The organism is Citrobacter sp. SX206, from assembly GCF_024181025.1.
In the GTDB taxonomy this organism is placed as follows: domain Bacteria; phylum Pseudomonadota; class Gammaproteobacteria; order Enterobacterales; family Enterobacteriaceae; genus Citrobacter; species Citrobacter youngae.
This window is the reverse complement of record NZ_CP049738.1, coordinates 552,906-577,780: the sequence shown is the minus strand read 5'-3', so window position 1 is coordinate 577,780 and position 24,875 is coordinate 552,906. Positions and strand designations below refer to the sequence as shown.

The 24,875-nt window shown below is 49.0% G+C and carries 20 protein-coding genes and 1 other RNA gene; 8 read left to right on the top strand and 13 right to left on the bottom strand.

Annotated features, from left to right (window positions below):
- Positions 1-4: 4 nt before the first annotated feature.
- The 12 genes from tdcB to garP all read right to left on the bottom strand — a co-directional run bounded on the left by tdcB (position 5) and on the right by garP (position 15,330).
- The gene (tdcB, locus tag G8S19_RS02820) at positions 5-994 is read right to left on the bottom strand and encodes a bifunctional threonine ammonia-lyase/L-serine ammonia-lyase TdcB (RefSeq protein WP_048213358.1); all 990 of its coding nucleotides are present in this window, start codon (positions 992-994) and stop codon (positions 5-7) included.
- 98 nt (positions 995-1,092) lie between these two features.
- Positions 1,093-2,031, bottom strand: a complete 939-nt coding sequence (gene tdcA / locus G8S19_RS02815; RefSeq protein WP_048213359.1) for a transcriptional regulator TdcA — start codon at positions 2,029-2,031, stop codon at positions 1,093-1,095.
- 674 nt (positions 2,032-2,705) lie between these two features.
- Positions 2,706-4,544: an ATP phosphoribosyltransferase regulatory subunit gene (locus tag G8S19_RS02810; RefSeq protein ID WP_124021451.1), complete on the bottom strand. Its 1,839-nt coding sequence runs from the start codon at positions 4,542-4,544 to the stop codon at positions 2,706-2,708.
- Positions 4,545-4,692: 148 nt separating this feature from the next.
- Positions 4,693-5,961, bottom strand: a complete 1,269-nt coding sequence (hisS, locus tag G8S19_RS02805; RefSeq protein WP_253686038.1) for a histidine--tRNA ligase — start codon at positions 5,959-5,961, stop codon at positions 4,693-4,695.
- On the bottom strand, positions 5,958-7,340 hold the full coding sequence (locus G8S19_RS02800) for an amino acid permease (RefSeq protein WP_048213362.1): 1,383 nt from the start codon (positions 7,338-7,340) through the stop codon (positions 5,958-5,960). Before G8S19_RS02800 ends, hisS begins: the two co-directional genes overlap by 4 nt.
- Before the next feature lie 212 nt (positions 7,341-7,552).
- Positions 7,553-8,689 carry a histidine decarboxylase gene (locus G8S19_RS02795; RefSeq protein ID WP_048213363.1) on the bottom strand — a complete coding sequence of 379 codons (1,137 nt, stop codon included), beginning with the start codon at positions 8,687-8,689 and terminating at the stop codon, positions 7,553-7,555.
- Between the two features lie 40 nt (positions 8,690-8,729).
- On the bottom strand, positions 8,730-10,082 hold the full coding sequence (gene hdcC, locus G8S19_RS02790; protein ID WP_048213364.1) for a histidine-histamine antiporter: 1,353 nt from the start codon (positions 10,080-10,082) through the stop codon (positions 8,730-8,732).
- A gap of 588 nt (positions 10,083-10,670) precedes the next feature.
- Positions 10,671-11,047: RNase P RNA component class A (gene rnpB / locus G8S19_RS02785), an RNA gene on the bottom strand.
- 32 nt (positions 11,048-11,079) lie between these two features.
- Positions 11,080-12,225: a glycerate 2-kinase gene (gene garK / locus G8S19_RS02780; protein WP_253686036.1), complete on the bottom strand. Its 1,146-nt coding sequence runs from the start codon at positions 12,223-12,225 to the stop codon at positions 11,080-11,082.
- A gap of 65 nt (positions 12,226-12,290) precedes the next feature.
- Positions 12,291-13,181: a 2-hydroxy-3-oxopropionate reductase gene (garR, locus tag G8S19_RS02775; RefSeq protein WP_115642797.1), complete on the bottom strand. Its 891-nt coding sequence runs from the start codon at positions 13,179-13,181 to the stop codon at positions 12,291-12,293.
- 28 nt (positions 13,182-13,209) lie between these two features.
- Positions 13,210-13,980: a 2-dehydro-3-deoxyglucarate aldolase gene (gene garL, locus G8S19_RS02770; protein ID WP_048213367.1), complete on the bottom strand. Its 771-nt coding sequence runs from the start codon at positions 13,978-13,980 to the stop codon at positions 13,210-13,212.
- Between the two features lie 15 nt (positions 13,981-13,995).
- A complete protein-coding gene (gene garP / locus G8S19_RS02765; RefSeq protein WP_253686034.1) occupies positions 13,996-15,330 on the bottom strand; it encodes a galactarate/glucarate/glycerate transporter GarP in 1,335 nt (444 codons plus the stop codon).
- A 411-nt stretch (positions 15,331-15,741) separates the two neighbouring features.
- Here garP and garD point away from each other — a divergent pair, with 411 nt between their 5' ends.
- The 8 genes from garD (at position 15,742) to G8S19_RS02725 (ending at position 23,896) form a co-directional block, all read left to right on the top strand.
- Positions 15,742-17,313, top strand: a complete 1,572-nt coding sequence (gene garD, locus G8S19_RS02760) for a galactarate dehydratase (protein ID WP_253686032.1) — start codon at positions 15,742-15,744, stop codon at positions 17,311-17,313.
- 179 nt (positions 17,314-17,492) lie between these two features.
- Positions 17,493-18,347 carry a tagatose bisphosphate family class II aldolase gene (locus G8S19_RS02755; RefSeq protein WP_061068670.1) on the top strand — a complete coding sequence of 285 codons (855 nt, stop codon included), beginning with the start codon at positions 17,493-17,495 and terminating at the stop codon, positions 18,345-18,347.
- Between the two features lie 133 nt (positions 18,348-18,480).
- The gene (gatZ, locus tag G8S19_RS02750) at positions 18,481-19,752 is read left to right on the top strand and encodes a tagatose-bisphosphate aldolase subunit GatZ (RefSeq protein WP_061068671.1); all 1,272 of its coding nucleotides are present in this window, start codon (positions 18,481-18,483) and stop codon (positions 19,750-19,752) included.
- Positions 19,753-19,766: 14 nt separating this feature from the next.
- Positions 19,767-20,231 (top strand): PTS galactitol transporter subunit IIA, encoded by a 465-nt coding sequence (gene gatA, locus G8S19_RS02745; protein ID WP_253686030.1) that lies wholly within the window; start codon positions 19,767-19,769, stop codon positions 20,229-20,231.
- A gap of 29 nt (positions 20,232-20,260) precedes the next feature.
- Complete coding sequence (gene gatB / locus G8S19_RS02740) at positions 20,261-20,545, top strand: PTS galactitol transporter subunit IIB (protein WP_003828616.1); 285 nt, start codon at positions 20,261-20,263, stop codon at positions 20,543-20,545.
- A gap of 4 nt (positions 20,546-20,549) precedes the next feature.
- Positions 20,550-21,923: a galactitol-specific PTS transporter subunit IIC gene (locus G8S19_RS02735; RefSeq protein ID WP_253686028.1), complete on the top strand. Its 1,374-nt coding sequence runs from the start codon at positions 20,550-20,552 to the stop codon at positions 21,921-21,923.
- A 44-nt stretch (positions 21,924-21,967) separates the two neighbouring features.
- Positions 21,968-23,011: a galactitol-1-phosphate 5-dehydrogenase gene (gatD, locus tag G8S19_RS02730; protein ID WP_137364784.1), complete on the top strand. Its 1,044-nt coding sequence runs from the start codon at positions 21,968-21,970 to the stop codon at positions 23,009-23,011.
- Positions 23,012-23,122: 111 nt separating this feature from the next.
- A complete protein-coding gene (locus G8S19_RS02725) occupies positions 23,123-23,896 on the top strand; it encodes a DeoR/GlpR family DNA-binding transcription regulator (RefSeq protein WP_048213375.1) in 774 nt (257 codons plus the stop codon).
- A 113-nt stretch (positions 23,897-24,009) separates the two neighbouring features.
- Here G8S19_RS02725 and rsmI read toward each other — a convergent pair whose 3' ends face one another.
- Positions 24,010-24,873, bottom strand: coding sequence for a 16S rRNA (cytidine(1402)-2'-O)-methyltransferase (gene rsmI / locus G8S19_RS02720; RefSeq protein WP_003024942.1), 864 nt, complete (start codon positions 24,871-24,873; stop codon positions 24,010-24,012).
- Between the last annotated feature and the right edge of the window lie 2 nt (positions 24,874-24,875).

Here is a 24,875-nt window from a genome sequence, read left to right as displayed (position 1 = left end):
TATATTAAGCGTCAACTAAACCAGTAATTTGAGATACACGAGAAAGGTCGATATTACCGCCAGAAATAATGCTGACTGTTTTTCTGTTCTGGATATAGCTATCTAATTTCCCGCTTAATAATGCTGCGCATGCCAGCGCACCGGCACCTTCAGTCACAACTTTATTTCGCTGAATTAATGCCACCATGCTGTTGCGAATTTCATCTTCGCTGACCAGGACAATGTCATCCACCAACTCACGAACAATTTCATACGTTAAAGTACCCGGGCGAGAGACGTCACAACCATCCGCCAGGGTGCCGGTCGTTCGGTGCGTGGTTATTTCTCCAGCGTGGAAAGATGCCGCCATGCCGTGAACGTTTTCAGACTGCACACCAATAATTCTAATTGTTGGGTTGATAGATTTAATTGCTACGGCAATACCCGCAATCAGTCCGCCACCGCCAATTGGTACAATCACGTTATCGACATCGTACAGATCTTCTAAAATTTCCAGGCCAATCGTTCCCTGGCCCGCAATAACTTTCGGGTCATCGTATGGCGGAATAAAGATACGGCCTTCCGTTTCCACAATCTCGCTGACCTTCGCGATGGTGTCGTTGAAGTTGTCGCCGTGCAGCACAACTTCTGCGGAATAATCGCAGGTTGCCGCCACTTTAGACTTCGGCGCGCCTTTTGGCATCACCACTTTGCCGTCGATACCGAGCATAGCGCAGGAGAGAGAAACGCCCTGCGCATGGTTACCTGCAGAGCAAGCCACCACACCCTTCATTCTTTCTGCTTCAGTTAAGGAACTGAGCTTGTTAAAAGCGCCACGGATTTTAAATGAACCGGTACGCTGCATGTTTTCAAACTTGAGGAAAATTTCCCCTTTGCAACGTTCACTAAAATAGTTAGAGCGAGGCATTCCCGTTTTATAAATTTTCCCCGCCAGTCTTTTTTTCGCTTCGAGGATATCTTCAATTGCAACTGGGAGATCGTATGTAATGTGCATTAGAACCTCTTACCTGGGTATTAAAGTAAATAGATAGCCGTGACCAACGTCTGATATAGACCGATGGCGTTAATTTCTCATTAAAACAAGTTCAATCTTTAATCAATTTCAATTAATTGCTTTCGCCTACAAGAATTATATGATGAATATTCTTTGGCTAATTCAACCAAAATAGATGCTGCTTTTTTTATTCGATAATTTTTAGACCAAACGGCGGCATAACGTGCAACCGGTAAGGCTTCTTCTACCGGGATAGTAATAAACTGGTCTGAACCAAATGGGGCGGTCATATCACAGGGAATTACTGTTAAGAAATCAGCATTGAGAACAAGATTATAAATCGTGACAACGGAGTCTGTTTTAACGATGTTTTCACTGCTGATGCCATTATTTTGTAACGTGGTGAGAAGTTCGCTGTAGTAACCCATATTCGTTTGTGGCAACACCCACTGTTCGTTTTTCAACGCGCTCAGCGAGGTGATGCCGGTGCATGTTCGGGACTTACTGGCCACCAGAATAAACTCTGACTCAAAAAGCGGCTCAACATGGAGGTCCTGCAGTTTCATCTCATCACTTAGCGTACCAATGGCGAAATCCAGACGCCCATCGCGTACCGCAGGTAAGAAAGAGGAGAGCTGAGCCTCATACATGGAAACCTGCGCTTTCGGGAACACCTCTTTAAATTTTTTTATCATGCCGGACATGATGGTAAAGGCGATCAGTGAAGGGAAGCCAAACGACACATCAACGACCGCGTTGCTGGTCATGCTGTTCATCTCATCAACCATGTTTTTCATTTCGCGGGTAATGGATTCAGACCATGAAAGCATCACCTGACCTGCCTGGGTCAGTGTCACACCGGTATTTTTACGTACGACTAACTCAATGCCAAAATAAGCCTCAACATCGTTAATGATTTTGCTGACAGCGGGTTGAGTTAAACCTAATTCTTTTGCAGCCGAGCCGATAGAACCACTTCTAATGACTTCCTGAAAGACCACTAAATGCTGTGTTTTAGGGAGAGTAATAGTATTCATATCGACCTGCGTTAATTACTTTGTTGACGGCAGGAAGTGTACCAAATTAAGCAATCGAGGATATGTGCGACCACTCACAAATCCCCTTCACTTACATTTTGTAAGATTATTATTAAACAATAAAACTCTTTATAATCAACAAATTACAAAAACACGATCTCACTTTAACCTGACTTTAATCAAAAAAAGATGGGGGGATAACGGAATTTTATGGCAATAACACACCTGTTTTTCCCGCTATTTCCAAAAATCGTGAAAGGCTATATTTCAATCAATTACAGAGCAATTATCCGGCAAAATGATGCTTAAATTTAATAAGCAACTTATCAAATTTAATTATATTTTAATTGTAACCATGAATAAATAACGCCATGCATCACATTTTTTCGCCTTATTTGTTTGTAAAGAAACATTGCATTTATTAATATTTAAACCAAATCACACATAAAATTATCATATGCAACATTGTATTAACACTGATTTTGTGCGATTTATCAGCGAGTAATTTTGTGATGGCGATCGATTGCGTTCATTTATTCTCGAGAGAAACGTATCGCACAGCGTTTTGTGTTGGTTGTCACAAAACGGGAAATATCCACCAGTACCTTTTACCAGATAAAGAACGTTATCCCCTTCAATAAAGGGAAGGCCACTTCTCATTGCGAGCCACCGGGTTACATCATTAACGCCATACTTAAATGCGCTGTCACTTCATGAAGGGGGATTTGCACCCAGCAATGGTTTTCTTCATCACAAAAAGTGACCTCATTGTCGCTGCCGTCTATAAGCAAAATAAAACGTGCTCCCTGGCGTTGCGCGTTCTTCTGCCGGGTCGATAAGCGTAGCGTGGAGCAGTCATTGACAATGCTCAAATGCGGGAAATTACGCCTGAGCCGGCGGCCAAGTAGTATTGCCTGATCCCGTGCCCGTTCCTGGCTGGGTATGATGACAACATCGACATGCTTAGCATAATCGCTGCTTTTTTTCGTAGCGGTAAGCAACTGCATAATCGGTTCCAGCATGAAAGCGAAGCCGCATGCAGAGACAGGATGCCCAATTAGCCGACTGGCGCTATTGTCGTAACGCCCGCCCCGACACAGTAATTTATTGTGATGCAACGAATCCGCATACCATTCAAAAAGCTGGTCGTTATAGTCATTTACGGGGAAGAGATTTTTATCGTGGGTAAAAGGGATATTCAGTGCAGTCAGTGAGTCGCAAAGGTGCGTAAAACGCTGACGGGATTGTAATGACAGGCATGCTTCAAGTTGCGGTGCCTTTTCTGCCAGCCGCAGCATCAAATTATCTTTATCACTCAGTAAGCGCTCAGGATGTTGCTCCAGGCAAGCTAACTGTCTGGCATTAAGCAGTGATGCCAGCGACTGATAGTATTGCTGCAAGTGACGGCGAAATTGAGTGAACTCTTCGACATTGCCTAATGTATTGATTTTGAGTTCGACAAACGGCAACAGTTGTAGCGATTTGAAAAAATCGTACTGTAAGGAAATGAGTTCAATCTCAATGCCAATATCTGGATAGCCAAACGCTTCCACGCCCAATTGATGAAATTGGCTGATGTTCTGCTGGTTCTGACGGCGGAACATTGCCCCCAGATACCATAATCGTGTGCCAATTTGTAAATTCTGATATTGCGATAAAAGCCGTAGACAGCCCATCGTTCCATCACCGCGAAATAACGCCTGATGATTAAGCATTAGCTCATCACTTTCACCGGAAAAAGACCTCGTAGCGTTTTCTTCCAGCCTTTCAAGAAGCGGCATGCGGATCTCCTTGTAGCAATACTGCTGCAATAAATACTCCGCTTTTTTTTCCAGCCACTCCCAGTCCGCGGCGGGGTTCTGGTAATGCTTACGTGGACGACCACTTTTTCGCGGCCGCAGATTCCGCTGATATTTTTCTTCCAGCGACTGAGAGTAAGGTGTCGTTGCCAGTAGGCAGTTTTGCGCCAGTGATGACTCAATACGCGTAATGACTGCCGGAACAATCATCCCCAGGCAAAAGCGCTGGTAGGCACCGGAACGCTGCGCCGCATTTTCTCCGAGGCGCAGGTACTCTTCATGGGGAGTGATCCGCACTTCGGGGGAATCAGCAAAACTATGATGCGGAGTTTCATCCACGCAATGGCATTCAACGTATTTTTTTGTCAGTAAGAAATAGGCGTTGGGTTCGACGGGGCAGCAATTGTATCGACTATCCCAAAGCGTGCCATGGCGTTGGTGACGGTGGTTGAAGTAGTGGGTGTAACCTTTGGCGATATATTGCATAAAACGCCCGAGGCATTCTTTATCAGGAGCGGACAGAAATAAAAATATTTTCTTTGATGAAAGTGAATACGCATGTAATCTTACCGCATAGATACTCATTGCAGTATCGACGCATTGATAAAAATACTGGTAATCTTCTTCACCTTTAAAAATAGTTTCATCATTATGCCCGCACAATTGCACGAGGTGAGGAATTCCATCGATAAATAATCGGTTTTTTCGTGGCATAGGAATAATGTTTAAATAATATTTAAGTTGGCTAAATAGTGTTTTTTATTAGTGCATAAGCCACGTCTGTTAATATATTAGGATTTCTAGAGAATCTTACAGGAGCTACCAAAAGACAACAAGATGACCTTTTGATAGCCCAGTTCACTTATTTCTGGTTAAGCTCATCAAGTCGTAATGCAATATCTTGAATCGCTAGTAAATTTTGCTGGTTATTTTGTAAATCCCAAAGACGAATTTGTTGATCAGCATTAATGGTCAGAATAAAACGACAACCGCTCTTAAGGGCATTTTGATGCTGTCGTTTAAGTTTGGTACCGCTACAATCAGTGAGGACACGTAAACCAGGCAAGTCTCGACGAAGCGCGCAAGCCAGCACTTGCACCTGTATGCCCCCATCCTCCAGCTCGCTGGTAATCACAACGTCAGGATGGAATTGCCACTGAGGATTCAGACCGTCATAAACAGTCTGCAGCAGAAGCAACAATCGCTCGATACCTATGGCAAACCCACAGGCGGGCAATTTCTTACCATTAAATAACTCAGCCAGACCATCATAACGACCACCACCGCAGACTGTCCCCTGAGAACCTAAGTCATCGGTAATCCATTCAAAAACAGTGCGTGAATAGTAATCCAACCCGCGCACCAAGCGTGGATTAATGTGATAGGTTATATTGGCATTGTCGAGCAGAGTCCGCAACGTATTGAAATGCCGCTGTGAATCATCCTCCAGAAAATCCAGTAAACGAGGTGCGTTCTCTATCATTTCTTGCATTTCAGGGTTTTTACTATCGAGGATACGCAGAGGGTTTACGTCCAGACGCTTGATGCTGTCTTCGTCCAACAAGTCTCTATGTTGAGTAAACCAACTCACCAGTTCCCTGCGATGTGCCTGGCGTTCTTCCGGCGTCCCTAATGAGTTAATTTCCAGCCGGACGTTCTGTGATATGCCTAAATCTTCAAATAGATCGCGCACCATAAAGATCAGTTCAGCATCAACATCGGCACCGGACATTCCGAAGGCTTCGACGCCAAACTGCGTGAACTGGCGTAACCGCCCTTTTTGCGGACGCTCGTAACGAAACATCGGTCCCTGATACCACAAACGCTGTGACTTGTTGTAACACATGTTATTTTCCAGGACCGCACGCATACATCCGCTGGTCCCTTCCGGACGCAAGGTAATATGCTCACCGCTTTTATCGGTAAAATCGTACATTTCTTTTGAGACGATATCGGTCGCTTCACCCACCGCACGTTCAAAGAGCGCAACGGGCTCCAGGAGCGGCAGACGCATTTCCTGGTATCCATAACGAAACGCCATTTGATGTAATTTACGCTCCAGCCACTGCCACATTGGTGTTTCGTCAGGCAGCACATCGCGCATACCTCGTATAGCCTGAATTTTGCTCATGACAACTCCTTGCTTAATAAAGAAAAAGATTGTTCAGTCAAATTGTGCTGCGGGACACCCTTGTTCAGACGATGGCGCCGGGCAACATAAAGAAGGTAAAGAGGGATGGTGATCATCTGTAAAATAATGCCCCATACCACGGTAGAGGCACTCTCTGTCATTAGCGCCAGTGCAATAAAGCTCAACGCAACCAGGCTGAGGCAGCAATAACTCCAGAAACTGGCATCACCTCCCCGGCGATGAACAACTATCATGACCGGCAGTGATACTGCAGCAAATGCATAGGGGAGTAAGCTGGCAGAGATGGCCAATGTAATCACGCTCTGGAACTGGTTCTGCAGATTTGGCGACAATGTGAATAGCAGGAGCGCAGTCATCAGCGCTGCAGTAAAAATCAACCCACACCAGGGAACACCATGGCGGTTAGTACGGGCAAAAAAAGCAGGGAGTAAATTATCTTCCGCCGCAGCCCTGGGCACTTCAGTTTGCAGGATTTGCCAACCAGGCATCGCCCCGAGGCAAGCGATAACGACCATGGCTGAAATAATCGCCCCAACCGTACTTCCCCACATTGCTTTTGCGCTGTCGGCAAAAGGAGAGGAGGAGTTCATCAGCACATCATGGGGGAGTAGCCCCATCATGACATTGGTTGAACTGGCATAACATAACCCAGCGAGCCCCAGCCCTAACAAGGTGGCCAGAGGTATTGTGCGGCGTGGGTTTTTCACTTGGCTAAACGAGACAGATGCAGATTCAATGCCCAGAAAACCCCATAATGAGATAGTTGCCGCGTTAATGATTGCCTGATGATCACTGACGCCACTAAGATTCCAGGCTGCCTGATAACGCGCAACGTCAAAATGTCCCCAGCCCATGACGCCGATGCTGAGGATCACCAGCACCATGCAGCTGCCCGTGAACATTTGCATATAGCCAACCCGTTTCGCTCCACGTAGTCCCCAAAGAACAGAGCACCAAAGCAGCACTATGCATGCTGTCGTACCATAAAGTGGGTTGTGTAATACCGGGAAGAAGAAAGAGAGATATCCCACGCCGGCTAACAGCAGCGCGCAGTTGCCAATCCACGTTGACAACCAATAGAACAATGTCATTTGTAGGCCGATAAAGGGGCCAAAGCTGGCAGTAATACTGGCTATGATGCCGCCATTGCGCGGAAATAACTCACTCATTTTGCAGAAAATGAGTGCCAGGGCAGCAATCGCTAAAAACGCGAGTCCCCATCCCCAGACAGAGATTGAACCTATTCTCGCAAGCGTGGCAGGCAGCATAAACACACCGCTACCCATCATATTTGATGCTGTCATCATGGTCAGCGCAAGCAGACCCATTTGGTTTGTCTTCGCGCAACATTTATCCATGCCAGTCCTCATTTAATAGATCATAGTGAGATGAACGGGACTCCTCCCGCGCATGTCCAGGGCCAAAGTTTGTCGTTACAACCCATCGGTAAAGCGTTAATCTCGTTGAAGGCTCTGTAAGAACAGAGCCTGATAGACGCAACCGATAATGATTGGTCTCGGCATCGGTTGCGCCGCCCCTGAGGGCAGTGATGATTATCACTGCCCTTTCTTCATGCGGCCTGCTGGTTCAGGTCAGCAATCACATCGTCAATCAGCTCATCAATCTTGCTGGAGTCAAGGTGGTGCGCAGTGGTAATCAGGTGAGCGATGTCACCGGAGGTGGCCAGACAGTGCTTCTTCCAGACGGCTTCTGACGGACAAGGGAAAACCACGGTAATAGAGTTTTTATTGCGCCAGGCATCAATACCAGCAGCCTGTAAGCGATCGACTGCGTACTGCGCCATATTCAGGCTATGTTCAATGCGGCGTTGCCAGTCGCTCCAGGAATGGCTGCGAATAGCTTCCCACATCATTAGCGGTGTATGGCCGTTACGAGAACCAGAAATGGTTTTATCGTGTGCAGAGATGTAATCAATTTCGACAGAAATCCGGTCAACGTTTTTCCTTTTCGCTACCACGATGCCGCAGGGAATAGGCGAACCAATCATTTTGTGACCTGAAACGCCAATAGAATCAATACCATCAGCGAAGTTAAAAGGCTGCGGATCGTTCACAAACGGCAAAATCATACCGCTCAACGCAGCATCAGCGTGTAGATAATAATCGTCACGTTTGATACCCAGTTGACCAATCCGTTGTTGGATCTCAGCAATATTATCAATAGCGCCACGAACGGTTGTGCCGATATTTGCAAAAATAATCGGATGTTCTTCGTTATCGCGTTGAATTTTACGAATCAAATCATCATAGTCCATCTCACCATTCGGCTGTGATTCCACCAGACTTGATTTAATGCGCAACAACTTAACAATTTTCGCAACGGAATAATGAGTATCTTTCGAGTAATAAAGCGTACCTTCTGGAAACAGTTCACGCCCCAGATAGCAGCCAAACATATTGCCTTCAGTTCCCCCATTGGTAACGTAACCCCAGCTTTCTTCAAATGGGATTTTGAAAATACTGGCGAAATACTCCATTACTTCTTTTTCAAAATCAAACGAGTTCAGCAAATAATTGCAATACTCCCCCCAGTCACCACAATTATTTATGGAGAAACGCATAAACCGTTCCAGTATCGTGTAATCGAAGTCGGCTGACTCCGGATAACCTATATTAAAATACTGATTTTTTACGCAATATGACCAAAAAGCATCTAGCTTATTCTGATCGACAATAGATAATGTCATTTTAAACTCCCGTGGATAAAACCAATACAGTTGGATACGTTTAGATACGTTTATCTAAATAAAGAATATCCTGACCTTTCTTACTACGCCCGGCAGCAACAAATGAGAACAATGGAATGGTTACCATCATCATCAAGATGCCCCAGAATATGGAGTCGCTGCCAGAACCAAGCAAAGCAAAAATGCAGTAAATCATGCCAATAACAACCAACGTGCAGTAAAACATAAACGATCTTCCACGATTGGCTTTCTTTGAAACAAGGATAATTGGAAGCGAAATCAGGGCGTACATATATGGCAGAAGAGAAGCAAATACCGACATTAAGATTACAGCCTGGAATTGTTTCGCCAGATTCGGAGATGCCGTCAGAAGCAAGACAATACTCATTAATACACCGGTAAAAACGAGGCTTTTCATCGGGACATCTTGCTTGTTGGTTTCTTCAAAGAATTTCGGGAAAAGTCCTTGTTGAGCACCTGCGCGCGGGCCTTCTGACTGAAGTATCAACCAACCTGAAATTGAGCCAAAGCAGGCAATGATGCTCAGTGCGGAAGCAATGTTCCCTGCCGTATTACCGAACATATAGCGTGCGGCATCAGCAAAAGGTGCGGCTGAATCTACCAGAACATTATGTGGTACCAACCCCATAATAACGGTGCAGCTACCAACATAGCATACGGAAGCGATTAATAACCCCATAACGGTAGCCCGAGGAACCGTGCGTTCTGGATCTTCGACCTGACCGGTAGAAACGACTGCAGATTCAATACCAAGGAAGCCCCATAGCGCAATCGACGCAGCAGAAATAATTGCCGAGGAATCACTATGTCCCGTTCCATTATAAACTTCAGTATAGAGCGACGGGTTAAACCAGAACCACCCAATAAATCCTACGCCTAATATTACGATTAACCCACAGGTTGCGGTAAAGGATTGTGCCCGCCCCGCAACTTTGGCACCAAAACTAGCAAGGAAAACAAATGCCCACAGAATAATAATTGCGGCAATACAACCGTAAGTTGGATTTTTAAGCTCCGGGAAAAAGAAACTGAGATAGCCGACACCTGCGACCAATAATGCAACGTTACCTACCCATGCGCTGATCCAATAGCACATTGTTGTCTGAAACCCAATGAATGGGCCGAAGGCATCACTGGCATAAGCAACGATACCGCCGGTACGAGGTGTAATTAAACTGGTTTTAGCGAAAACTAATGCAAGTGCAATAACACCGATGATGGTAAATACCCATCCCCATATTGAGATGGAGCCTATGCCTGCGAGATTAGTTGGCAACATAAATACGCCAGACCCCATCATATTTGATGCAGTCACTAACGTTAGGGCAATGACTCCCATTTTATGAGCAGAGCCTGAGCTTACTGTTCCCATAATGGTTTCCTATTAATTTAAAATTTTGCAATAAGTGGAAATTCGTACTGAATTCGTGGGTCATTGTTATGAATAGAAATGTCCATTATTGTGACAACAATCAAAAATAATAATGAATCAATTTTTTTTGAGCGGTTTTTCCGCTCACTTTTTAACCATTTTATTAGTAATTGACTCTGTCCCCTTTTATTCGACCTGAATAAAGAAAAGGCGACACTAAAATAATCAGAAAAAAATCACGACGATCATTTATTAATAATGTAATTTTTTGTTGATGGTATTGCTTTAATGTTAAAGATCATGAGTAATTTAAAGACACCCTGTTTATCACGCCAAAAACGGGTATTTCTGATATGAATAAAGTAGAAGATGGCAATTCAAAGGAGAGAACATAATTTATGTTACAACGGACAGAATGATGACTTCCTGTGGGCTACGCCACACAAAGCAAAAACCCCGCCGGAGCGGGATTCTATAAAGAGTGAAGCTATCCGATAAGCCGCGTTCTTTTGAGCATAGCGTCGTGGACAGTCATTCATCTATTCTGTCTCACAAAGCAAAAACCCCGCCGAAGCGGGGTTCTATAAAGAGTGAAGCTGACCGATAAGCCGGGTTCTGTCGTGGACAGTCATTCATCTAGGCCAGCAATCGCTCACTGGCTCAAGCAGCCTACCCGGGTTCAGTACGGGCCGTACCTTGTGAACCCCTATTTGGCCTTGCTCCGGGTGGAGTTTACCGTGCCACGGACTGTTACCAGCCGCGCGGTGCGCTCTTACCGCACCCTTTCACCCTTACCTGATCCCACTTGCGTGGGCCATCGGCGGTTTGCTCTCTGTTGCACTGGTCGTGGGTTTCCCCCCCAGGCGTTACCTGGCACCCTGCCCTATGGAGCCCGGACTTTCCTCCCCTCCGCCCGTCTCCCCCGAAGAGGACGACGACGAAGCGGCGACTGTCTGGTCAGCTTCGGCGCGCAGTATAGAGGGTTCGTGCGCCTTTGTCACCCCGCACTACGCATTCCGATCGCCAGCGTGGCAGCGATATTCCTTGAAGCGCGGTAAATATTATCCGATGCCCCGCGGAAAGCGTCCTCCAGCGTGCCGATCCGGGTTAATACGCTAAACACCGCATCAATGCCATATTGGTGTACCACGTCCACATCGCGTGTCAGGCTACCGGCAATACCAATTACTGGTTTATGGTACTTCTTCGCGACGCTCGCCACGCCCACCGGCACTTTGCCATGTACACTCTGGCTGTCGATACGTCCCTCACCGGTGACCACCAGCGTACAATCGTGAATATGTTCTTCCAGATTGAGCGCCTGAGTCACAATCTCGATACCACTGCGCAGCTCCGCGCCTAAAAAAGCCATTAACGCGGCCCCCATACCACCAGCCGCTCCCGCGCCAGGTACGTCTTTCACATCCACCCTGAGCGATTTTTTAATGATATCGGCATAGTGGGAAAGATTGCGGTCCAGCTCGACAATGTGCTCCTCAGTCGCCCCTTTCTGAGGCCCAAAGATGCGGGATGCGCCAGTATCGCCCGTCAGAGGATTCGTCACATCACAGGCAACACGGATTGAACAGGTTTTTAAGCGCGGATCCAGCCCCGAAACATCGATGGTATTGAGGCAAATCAGGCTACCGCCGCCGTAACCGATTTCAGTACCGTTGGCATCACAGAGTTTTGCTCCCAGTGCCTGCACCATACCCGCGCCGCCGTCATTGGTCGCGCTACCGCCAATGCCGATAATGATACTTTTCGCACCGCTTTCCAGCGCCTGCAAAATCAACTCTCCGGTACCACAAGACGTTGTCACTAATGGATTGCGTTTTTCAGGAGGAACCAACGCCAGGCCGCTGGCTGCAGCCATTTCGATAAACGCGGTTTTACCGTCACCGGACATGCCCCAGCAGGCATTCACTTTTTCACCCAGCGGCCCCGTCACCCACGCGGAATATTCACTCCCTTGCGTGGCGGCAATCATGGCTTCGACCGTTCCTTCGCCGCCGTCGGCCACCGGAACTGAAACATATTGCGCATCGGGAAATATTTCCCGAAATCCTTTTTCTATTGCCTGAGCGACCTCAGTGGCAGATAGACTTTCTTTATAAGAGTCTGGGGCAATTACGATTTTCATAGTTATGTAGCCTGACTGTGCCGCGCAAGGCAAGAAATACAGGGCGCACATCCGCGCCCTTCTTGTTAGCGTGTGACTTCCACTTTCGCCAGTTTTTCGTAGTAGCATGCGAGCGCGCTGTGATCGGCGGTGCCCATCCCATCTGCACGCAGCGCCTGCATCATCTCCATGACTGCTGCAGTCAGCGGCAACTGCGCGCCAACCCCATGAGAAGTGTCCAGCGCATTGGCCAGATCTTTGATATGCAGGTCAATACGGAAACCCGGCTTAAAGTTGCGGTCCATGACCATCGGCGCTTTCGCGTCCAGTACGGTGCTTCCCGCCAATCCGCCACGGATCGCCTGATACACCAGATCCGGGTTCACACCCGCTTTGGTCGCCAGCGTCAGCGCTTCAGACATCGCGGCAATGTTCAGCGCCACAATCACCTGGTTCGCCAGCTTAGTGACGTTACCCGCGCCAATGTCACCGGTATGCACCACGGAGCCTGCCATCGCTTTCAGCAGATCGTAGTACTTGTCGAAAATCGCTTTATCACCGCCAACCATCACCGACAACGTGCCATCAATCGCTTTTGGCTCGCCGCCGCTGACCGGCGCATCCAGCATATCCACGCCTTTCGCTTTCAGCGCCTCGCTGATTTCACGGCTGGCCAACGGTGCAATGGAGCTCATGTCGATAAGCACTGTGCCCGGTTTCGCCCCTTCAATAATTCCGCCTTCACCCAGCGCCACTTCCTTAACATGCGGAGAGTTCGGCAGCATGGTGATGATCACGTCGCACTGTTCAGCAATATCTTTCGCCGTGGCGGCGGTTTCTGCACCAGCGGCAATGACTTGTGCAATGGATTCCGGGTTACGGTCAGCAACCACCAACGAGTAACCTGCCTTGAGGAGGTTTTTACTCATTGGTTTACCCATGATACCGAGGCCAATAAAACCAACTTTCATTGTCATGTCTTTATCTCTCTACTGTCGATGGTGGTTATTTCTTAAAAGAATCAGCCAGTTTCTGCGTGGCTGAACGGAACACGCCAAGGTCGCTGCCAACAGCAACAAAGGTCGCGCCCCACTCCAGATAACGACGCGCATCCGCCTCTACCGGGGCCAGAATGCCGCTTGGTTTGCCATGTGCTTTCGCGCGGGCAAAAATGTGCTGGATAGCTTTCTGCACATCAGGATGCGACGCATTGCCGAGGTGGCCTAGCGCCGCAGCCAGATCGCTTGGGCCGACGAAGACACCGTCTACGCCTTCGGTCGCCGCGATAGCGTCAACGTTATCAACGCCCTGCTGACTTTCGATCTGCACGATGATGGTGATGTTCTTATTCGACTGCGCAAAGTAGTCCGGTACGGTGCCAAACATATTGGCGCGATGGGAGACGGACACGCCGCGAATACCTTCCGGCGGATAGCGGGTCGATGCCACGGCGTTCACCGCCTCTTCTTGTGTCTCAACGAACGGGATCAGGAAGTTGTAAAACCCAATATCCAGCAGGCGCTTGATAATCACCGGCTCGTTGGTCGGTACGCGCACGACTGGCGCGCTGGCGCTACCTTTCAGCGCCATCAATTGCGGGATAAACGTCGAGATATCGTTCGGCGCGTGTTCGCCATCCAGCACCAGCCAGTCAAAACCTGCCAGGCCTAAAACCTCGGTACTGATTGGGTTGGCTAATGCAGACCAGCAGCCAATCTGAATCTGTTGCGCCGCGAGGGCCGCTTTAAACTTATTCGGAAAAATCGTGTTATTCATCGCCTATACCTTTGTTTATTTCTGCAATTCCATACGTTTAATGTCACCGACAATAAACAGGTAGCAAACCATCGCCATCAGCGCCGAGCATCCTACAAACATCAGCGCAGCATTAAATGAGAGCAGCTCGCTCACCAGATAACCAATCACCAGCGGGGTGACGATGGAAGCGACGTTGCCAAATACGTTAAATACCCCCCCGCACAGACCGACGATTTCTTTCGGTGCGGTATCGGAGATCACCGGCCAACCCAGCGCGCCGAAGCCTTTGCCGAAAAACGCCAGCGCCATCAGCGCGACGACCAGGGTAGTGTTATCGGTGTAGTTACACAGAATAATGGTCGACGCGAGCAACATTCCGAGCACAATCGGCAGCTTACGTGCCAGGGTGATGCTGAAGCCGCGTTTAATCAGATAATCAGAGAACACACCGCCGAGCACGCCACCGGCAAATCCGCACAGCGCAGGAATCGACGCCACCAGACCCACTTTCAGAATCGACATGCCTTTTTCTTGCACCAGGTAGATCGGGAACCAGGTCAGAAAGAACCAGGTGATGGTATTGATAAAATACTGTCCGAAGAACACCCCAAGCATCATGCGATTAGTCAGCAACTGCTTGATATAATGCAGCTTAGGACCGCCAGATGCCGCAGCGCCCGGCTTCTTGTGATCCATATCCACAACCGCGCCGTTGTCAGAGATAAACTTCAGCTCTTCCTGCGACATACGCGGGTGATCGGTTGGGTTATGAATAAACTTTACCCACAGGCCGGTGAGCACAAAACCGATAACGCCCATCACGGTAAAGACGTGCTCCCAACCCCAGGCGAAGGTCAGCCAGCCCAGCAGCGGCGAAAACAGCGCCAGAGAGAAATATTGTGCGGAGTTAAAAATTGCGGATGCCGTACCGCGCTCTTTCGTCGGGAACCAGGCCGCCACAATACGGGCGTTCGCCGGGAAGGACGGCGCTTCCGAGAAGCCCAGCATGAAACGCATGATGAACATTGAAATACCCGCCCAGGCCAGCGGAAACATATCCACGAATCCCTGCAGGAAGGTAAACAGCGACCAGAAAAACAGGCTGTAAGTGTAGACTTTCTTCGAGCCGAACTTATCGAGCAGCCAGCCGCCGGGGATTTGCATCAACAGATAAGCCCAGCCGAAGGCGGAGAAAATGTAACCCATTGAGATGGCGCTGAGCTGCAACTCTTTCGCCACTTCCGTACCGGCAATAGACAACGTCGCACGGTCCGCGTAGTTAACGGCGGTAACAATAAAGATTATCAGCAATATTAAATAACGAGTGTGCGTACCTTTCTTTTTCTCTACCACCGTATCCAGTATCATACTATTTACCTCAGGTTACCTCGGGTACATGTCTTTTATTATTCGGCAGGCATTTTTAAGAATTAATTACCACCAATAAAAATACGCAATAATTTATCAGGTGCTATGAAACCGTGATTTAGTATAATCAGCACGACAAGGTTAATCATTGTGCAAATGCTCACTAAAGAAAATGCGTTAGAATATTATCCTGGGCAAATGCACATAAGCATGGGCGCTAATGCACACATTTACGTATTGCCACCTCTGGCAGCATGATGTACCTGAGTTTAAGTGATCATGGTCACATTCTCAGATTTAATCTCCTGACATTCTTATTTCACAATACCAAGTTTTTATTGCTTTTAATTAGCTGCAATATAACAACACCCATACAATTATTATCACCACCTGGCTGGAGAATACTGGACAATGGCCGACATCGAAATTAGACAAGAATCGCCAACGGCGTTTTATATTAAAGTTCACGACACAGATAATGTGGCGATTATTGTCAATGACAATGGTCTGAAAGCCGGGACACGTTTTCCGGATGGACTGGAGCTAATTGAACATATTCCCCAGGGTCATAAAGTGGCGCTCGTGGACATTCCTGTTCACGGCGAAATCGTGCGTTATGGCGAAGTGATAGGCTATGCCGTTCGCAATATCCCCCGCGGTAGTTGGATCGATGAATCGATGGTTGAACTACCAAAAGCCCCGCCGCTGGAAACATTACCGCTGGCAACCAAAGTCCCGGAACCGCTGCCGCCGCTGGAGGGGTATACCTTCGAAGGGTACCGCAATGCTGACGGCAGCGTCGGCACCAAGAATCTGCTCGGCATCTCCACCAGCGTGCACTGTGTGGCGGGCGTGGTGGACTATGTAGTGAAAATCATTGAGCGCGATCTGCTGCCCAAATATCCGAACGTCGACGGCGTGGTGGGGCTCAATCACTTGTACGGCTGCGGCGTGGCGATCAATGCCCCAGCCGCCATCGTGCCGATTCGTACAATCCATAATATTGCGTTGAACCCGAACTTCGGCGGTGAAGTAATGGTCATCGGCCTTGGCTGCGAAAAACTCCAGCCTGAGCGCCTGCTGGAAGGTACTCACGATGTGAAAAGTATTCCGGTAGACAGCGCCAGTATCGTCAGCCTGCAGGATGAAAAACACGTTGGCTTTAAATCCATGGTAGAAGACATTTTGCAGGTCGCTGAGCGCCACCTGGCAAAGCTCAATCAGCGCCAGCGCGAAACCTGTCCGGCATCAGAACTGGTTGTCGGCATGCAATGCGGCGGCAGCGATGCGTTTTCTGGCGTAACGGCCAACCCGGCGGTAGGTTATGCCTCCGACCTGCTAGTTCGCTGCGGTGCGACCGTGATGTTCTCGGAAGTGACCGAAGTCCGCGATGCGATCCATCTTCTGACCCCACGGGCAGTTAACGAAGAGGTGGGCAAGCGTCTGCTCGAAGAGATGGCCTGGTACGACAACTATCTCGATATGGGAAAAACTGACCGCAGCGCTAACCCCTCTCCGGGTAACAAGAAAGGCGGTCTGGCAAACGTGGTGGAAAAAGCGCTGGGTTCTATTGCCAAGTCAGGCAAGAGCGCGATTGTCGAAGTATTGTCGCCGGGTCAGCGTCCAACCAGGCGCGGCCTGATTTATGCCGCCACCCCGGCAAGCGATTTTGTCTGTGGTACGCAGCAGGTTGCTTCCGGCATTACCGTGCAGGTGTTCACCACCGGTCGCGGTACGCCGTACGGTCTGATGGCCGTGCCGGTGATAAAAATGGCGACGCGAACTGAACTGGCTAATCGTTGGTTTGACCTGATGGACATCAACGCAGGCACCATCGCGACCGGAGAAGAAACCATCGAAGAAGTAGGGTTAAAGCTATTCAAGTTCATTCTCGACGTGGCCAGCGGTCGTAAGAAAACCTTCTCAGATCAGTGGGGATTACATAACCAGCTGGCGGTATTTAACCCGGCACCGGTAACCTGATTTTTCACTGTTTTTTCTTCAGGAGCATGTCTACGGGCATGCTCTTTTTTTTGGCATAAACTTTCGCAACCCTCCCATTACTTTCGAAACTTTCATTTTTCAGATCGAAATCACAAAAAAACATTACGAAACCCTATACTTTATTTCGAAGAAAGAAATCGAAAGACTTCGGAGGAAGTATGTTTATCATTTCAAGCAAAACGATGCTGAAGAAGGCTCAACAAGAAGGCTACGCCGTCCCCGCGTTTAACATCCACAATCTCGAGACCTTACAGGTTGTCGTGGAAACGGCTGCCGAGCTACGTTCTCCGTTGATCGTCGCCGGAACGCCAGGTACTTTTAGCTACGCTGGTGTAGGTAATATAGTCGCTATCGCCAGCGAGCTGGCCAGAAGCTGGAACCACCCCCTGGCAATTCATCTCGATCACCATGAAAGCGTCAGCGATATTGAAGCGAAAGTCTCCGCAGGGATTCGCTCTGTCATGATCGACGGCTCCCATTTACCGTTTACCGATAACATCGCGTTAGTCAAACGCGTGACGGATTACTGCCACCGCTATGACGTCAGCGTTGAAGCAGAACTGGGACGCCTGGGCGGGCAAGAAGATGATCTGATCGTGGATGGCAAGGATGCACTTTATACCCACCCTGAGCAGGCTCGAGAGTTCGTAGAAAAAACAGGTATCGACTCACTGGCAGTCGCCATTGGCACTGCCCATGGCTTGTACACCGCAGAACCAAAACTGGACTTTGAACGGTTAGCAGAAATTCGTCAATGCGTTGATATTCCTTTAGTTTTACATGGCGCTTCCGGCCTGCCCCCTCAGGATATTAAACGCGCAATCACTCTCGGGATCTGCAAAGTCAACGTCGCTACCGAACTCAAAATCGCCTTTGCTGACGCACTCAAAAACTACCTGAGCGCCCACATCGATGCGAACGATCCACGGCACTACATGGTGCCAGCAAAAACAGCGATGAAAGAGGTGGTACGTAAAGTCATTGCCGACTGCGGCTGCGAAGGAAAGCTGTAAGTCCTTCATTAATTTGAATTGCACGGGTGCTGACAAAGGTTTGTTTTTAAAGCTGGATCACGAAAGATGCTTTTACCCTTTGCCTTCAATCCAAAAATATTATGAAGATAAACAAAAGATATCGGAGATAGAAGTGAAAGAAATAATCTCTCGTCATAAAGCGGGTGAACATTTGGGCATTTGTTCTGTTTGTTCAGCCCATCCGCTGGTGATTGAATCCGCATTACGTTTTGATCTCAATACAGACAGTAAAGTGCTGATCGAAGCGACATCTAATCAGGTAAATCAGTTTGGCGGCTATACCGGGATGAAGCCTGCCGATTTCCGTGACTTTGTGTATAACATTGCAGAACAAGTCGGTTTCCCTCGTGAAAGACTGATTCTCGGGGGCGATCACCTCGGTCCTAACTGCTGGCAAAATGAACCGGCAGCAGAGGCAATGGCGAAATCCGTAGATTTAATTAAAGCTTATGTCGCCGCTGGATTCAGTAAAATCCATCTTGATGCCTCTATGTCCTGTGCTGACGATCCCACACCGCTGGATCCAATGGTTGTCGCCGAGCGCGCCGCTGTGTTATGCCAGGCCGCAGAAGCAACAGCCACTGAAGAACAGAAACGCCAATTAACTTACGTTATAGGGACAGAAGTTCCTGTACCTGGCGGAGAAGCCAGTACTATTGGTACCGTACATGTTACCCGCGAAGAAGATGCTGCCCGTACTCTGGAAACACACCAGGTCGCTTTTCGCGCATTAGGGCTTGAAGAAGCATTAACCCGTGTGATCGCCATTGTCGTCCAGCCAGGCGTAGAGTTTGATCACACACAGATCATTCACTATCAACCACAAGCCGCACAAGCGCTTTCCGCCTGGATCAAAGAGACGCCGATGGTCTACGAGGCGCACTCCACAGATTATCAAACCCGTCAGGCCTATCGTGACCTGGTACGTGACCACTATGCGATTCTGAAAGTCGGTCCCGCGCTGACTTTCGCCCTTCGCGAAGCTATTTTTGCGCTGGCACAAATGGAAAATGAGCTGATCTCTCCGGAACAACGGAGCCGGGTGCTGGAGGTGATTGATGAAGTCATGCTGAATGAGCCGGACTACTGGAAAAAATACTATCGTCCAACCTGGAGCCAGGCGATGGTCGATATTCACTTCAGCTTGTCTGACCGTATTCGCTACTACTGGCCTCATCCGCGCATTCGTCAAAGCGTAGAAAAGTTAATTGCCAACCTGAACGGTGTGGCATTACCGCTGGGGCTAATTAGCCAGTTTATGCCCGTGCAGTTTGAGCGCCTGTCAGAAGGAACGCTCACGGCTACACCACATAATCTGATTATCGACAAAATCCAGGACGTTCTGCGTGCCTATCGCTTTGGCTGCGCGCCAGTTATCGCCTGAAATCTGGAGAATATATGAGCCAACTCTTTGTCCGAACCGGAATTAACTTTAGCTCGAGTCAGCATGCGCTGGTGCACATTGGGGAAGAGATGCTGGCCAAAGGGGTCGTGCATGAAAGCTACCCGCAGGCCCTGATTGAGCGTGAAGCAACCTTTCCAACTGGAATCGCGCTGGAACATCATGCCGTTGCGATCCCGCACTGTGAAGCCGTTCATGCGAAATCGCCAGCTATCTATCTGATTCGCCCAGAGACGCCTGTCAACTTTCAGCAGGCAGATGATGATGAAGAGATAGCGGTCTCTTTAATTATTGCCTTAATCGTTGAAAACCCGACGGCGCAGCTGAAGCTCCTGCGTCGTCTGTTTAGTGAGCTGCAAAACCCGAACACCATTGAAGCATTATTGAATGCGCCAGATGCTGAACTGGCAATGCTCTTTCGGGAAAAAATCCTTGAGTCTGAGCCTTGCGCCCAGGCTTGATAAAAAACTGATAATAAAAGGAATACCCTATGAAACGTAAAGTAATTGTGGCTTGTGGCGGTGCTGTAGCAACTTCAACAATGGCAGCAGAAGAAATTAAAGAATTGTGTGAAGCCAACAATATCCAACTCGACCTGGTTCAGTGCCGGGTAACGGAAATCGAAACCTATATGGATGGAGCAGATCTTATCTGTACCACCGCCCGTGTTGACCGTACTTTTGGCGATATCCCTGTGGTCCACGGCATGCCTTTTGTTTCAGGCGTAGGTATCGAAGCGTTGCAGCAAAAAATACTGACTATCCTCGTGGGGTAACGCCATGTTTAGCGAAATAATGCGTTATATCCTCGATTTAGGTCCAACGGTTATGCTGCCGCTCGTGATCATCATCTTCTCAAAACTATTGGGGATGAAGCTCGGGGATTGTTTTAAATCTGGTCTGCATATTGGGATCGGCTTCGTCGGCATTGGTCTGGTTATTGGCCTGATGCTGGATTCTATCGGGCCTGCCGCAAAAGCAATGGCGGAGCAGTTTCAAATCAACCTGCATGTCATTGATGTTGGTTGGCCGGGTTCATCACCAATGACCTGGGCTTCGCAAATTGCGCTAATTGCGATTCCTGTCGCCATTGGTGTGAATATCCTGATGCTGGTTACCCGCATGACCCGCGTGGTGAACGTCGACATCTGGAATATCTGGCATATGACGTTTACCGGCGCCATGTTGCATCTGGCAACCGGTTCATACTGGCTGGGCATTCTCGGCGTGGTTGTTCACGCCGCATTTGTCTACAAACTTGGCGACTGGTTTGCGAAAGACACGCGCGACTTTTTCGGTCTCGAAGGTATTGCCATCCCACACGGCTCATCAGCCTATCTGGGGCCAATAGCGGTCCTGGTTGATACGATCATTGAAAAAATCCCGGGTCTGAATCGTATTCACTTCAGTGCAGACGATGTACAGAAACGCTTCGGACCTTTTGGCGAGCCGGTTACCGTCGGCTTCGTTATGGGTCTGGTTATCGGTATGCTGGCAGGATATGACGTGAAAGGCGTCCTGCAACTGGCCGTGAAAACGGCTGCCGTGATGCTGCTGATGCCACGCGTGATTAAACCGATTATGGATGGCTTAACACCTATCGCGAAGCATGCCCGCAAACGCCTGCAGGCAAAATTTGGCGGTCAGGAGTTCTTAATTGGTCTGGACCCTGCGCTGCTTCTCGGTCATACGTCGGTAGTTTCTGCCAGTCTGATCTTTATCCCGCTGACCATCCTGATTGCCGTGCTGGTCCCAGGTAATCAGGTACTGCCCTTCGGCGATCTCGCGACCATTGGTTTCTTTGTTGCCATGGCGGTAGCCGTTCATCAGGGGAACTTGTTCCGCACGCTGATCTCTGGCGTCATCATCATGGGCATCACCTTGTGGATCGCCACCCAGACCATCGGCTTACACACTCAGCTTGCCGCCAACGCCGGGGCACTGAAAGCAGGTGGAATGGTCGCCTCTCTGGACCAGGGGGGCTCGCCGATCACCTGGTTACTGATTCAGCTCTTTACCTGGCAAAACGTCGTGGCGTTTGCAGTTATTGCCATCATTTACTTCGCAGGTGTGCTATTGACCTGGCACCGGGCACGTAATTTCGTCGCCGCCGAAAAAGCAGCCGCTATCTCAGAAAGCCAGCCCACATCTTAATTTCTGGGGAGCATTTGCTCCCCTTCACATTTCTGGAGACTCTTATGAAATCAGTGGTTATTCACGCTGAGGGAGACGTACGCGTTGAAGAACGTCCCATGCCCCAACTGCAAGCCGATAACGATGTATTGGTCAGGGTGGTTAGTTCAGGACTTTGCGGTTCTGATATCCCGCGTATTTTCTCTCATGGTGCGCATTATTACCCAATAACGCTGGGTCATGAATTTAGCGGTTATGTTGAATCCTACGGCACTGGCGTTACTGATATGCAACCAGGCGACGCCGTTGCCTGCGTGCCGCTGCTCCCCTGCTTCCACTGTCCTCAGTGTGAGCGTGGTTACTTTTCGTTGTGTAAGCAGTATCAGTTTGTCGGTTCACGTAGCGAAGGCGGCAACGCAGAATATGTGGTGGTGAAACGCGCTAATCTTTTCCGCCTGCCTTCAGATATGCCGATTGAAGATGGCGCGTTCATTGAACCCATCACCGTCGGCCTGCATGCGTTTCATTTGGCGCAGGGTTGTGAAGGTAAAAACGTGATTATTGTGGGCGCGGGTACTATCGGTTTACTGGCACTGCAATGCGCCCGCGAACTCGGCGCCAAAAGCATCACGGCAATTGATATCAACCCACAAAAATTGACGTTAGCGAAAGAGTTGGGAGCCACTCACGTATTCAATAGCCGGGAGATGGCCGCGGCGGAAATCTATTCTGCACTGGCCGATATGCAGTTCGATCAGCTTGTACTGGAGACAGCAGGAACACCACAAACCGTAGCCCTGTCTGTAGAAATTGCAGGCCCTCGCGCACAGGTAGCGTTAGTGGGTACATTGCATCAGGACCTGACGCTGACTTCCAGTGTATTTGGCCAAATACTGCGTAAGGAATTAACGATTCTCGGCAGTTGGATGAACTACTCCAGCCCATGGCCAGGAGAGGAGTGGGAAACCGCTGCACGCTTGCTGACCGAAAAACGTTTACAGCTGGAGCCGTTAATTGCCCATAGCGGCGATGCTGACAGTTTTGCCAAAGCGGTAACATCACTCAATGGCGCACCGATGCAGGGAAAAATTCTGCTCAAATTTGCCTGACCTCACGAGCCAGCAACCTGCGCTGGCTCACATTTCCTTTCGAAATTTAGCGTTCACCTTTCGCAATCCTTCGATTAAACTAGTGATAGTTAAATTATCAGGTAAATCAATATGAACTCATTTGAGAGAAGGAACAAAATTGTCGACCTGATTAATACGCAAGGCAGCGTGCTGGTAATGGACCTTTCGAATACCTTTGGTATTTCTGAAGTGACTATTCGCGCCGACCTGCGGTTATTAGAGGAGAAAGGTCTTGTCACCCGTTTTCACGGCGGAGCGGCAAAACCAGGAAGCCACCTGGCTGAAGGCGACAATCAGGAAGTGATATTGGAAGAGCGGTATCAACTTGCCAGCGATCCGAAAAAAAGGATCGCCCAGGCCGCGACCGCAATGGTCGAAGAAGGCATGACCGTCATTCTCGATAGCGGAAGCACCACCTTGCTTATCGCGGAGGCGTTAAACCGAAAAAGTAATATCACCGTTATTACCAATAGCCTACCCGCCGCATTCACGTTGTCGGAAAACAAAGACATTACGCTGGTCGTCTGCGGTGGAACCGTGCGCCATAAAACGCATTCAATGCATGGCACTATCGCTGAACGTTCCCTACAAGGGATCAGCGCTGACCTGATGTTTGTGGGTGCCGATGGGATTGATGCCACAAATGGCATTACGACATTTAACGAAGGCTACTCCATTAGCAGCGTCATGGCAGCTGCCGCACATAAGGTCATCGCGGTGCTGGACGCGACAAAGTTCAATCGCCGTGGCTTTAATCAGGTATTGCCGATGGAGAAGATTAATTGCGTGATAACCGACGATAGCATCAGCAAGCAGGACAAATCAGCGCTGGCTAAAACAGGCGTTGAGTTACTGATCGTTTAGTTTTTTACCCGCCACATCCCGCTTTTCTTCGCACCAACGCGTTGCAACTTTCCTTTTTGCTGCAACGCTTTCAGCGCGTTCTTCCGACAAGCTGGCGATTAATCCAGCCTCTCTTACTCTCCCTGCTGTTCCAGCGCGTGTTTGTACAGCGCATTCTTTTTCACGCCGTGGATTTCAGCAGCCAGCGCGGCGGCCTTTTTCAGCGGCAGTTCGGCTTGCAGCAGCGCCAGGGTCCGCAGCGCATCGGCAGGCAGATCGTCTTCTTGCGCTTTATGCCCTTCAACAATCAGCACCATTTCGCCTTTGCGACGATTTTCATCTTCCTTGACCCACGCCAGCAGCTCGCCAACCGGTGCGCCGTGAATGGTTTCCCAGGTTTTGGTCAGCTCGCGCGCCAGTACCACGTAACGGGATTCGCCCCAAACGGCAACCATGTCTTCCAGGCTATCCAGCAAGCGATGGGTAGATTCATAAAAAATAAGCGTACGCGGTTCAGCTTCAATGGCTTTCATCGCATCACGGCGGCCTTTGGATTTCGCAGGCAGGAAGCCTTCGTAGCAGAAACGGTCTGAAGGCAGACCAGCAGCGCTCAGGGCAGCAATCGCCGCACAAGGACCAGGCAGGGGAACAACGCGGATCCCCGCTTCGCGACAGGTGCGCACCAGATGGTAGCCAGGATCGTTAATCAGCGGCGTTCCGGCATCGGAAACCAGCGCAATGTTTTGCCCTTCTTTGAGTTTCGCCACCAGCGTTTCCGCTTTTTGTTGCTCATTGTGATCGTGCAACGCAAACAAACGGGCGTTTATCGCGAAATGTTGTAACAACAATCCTGTATGACGGGTGTCTTCAGCGGCAATCAAATCAACGGCTTGTAAAACTTCGAGCGCTCGTTGGGTAATATCAGCCAAATTTCCTATAGGAGTAGGTACAATAAAGAGTTGGCCTTGAGAATTATCCGCCGATTCGTGTTGTTTCATTG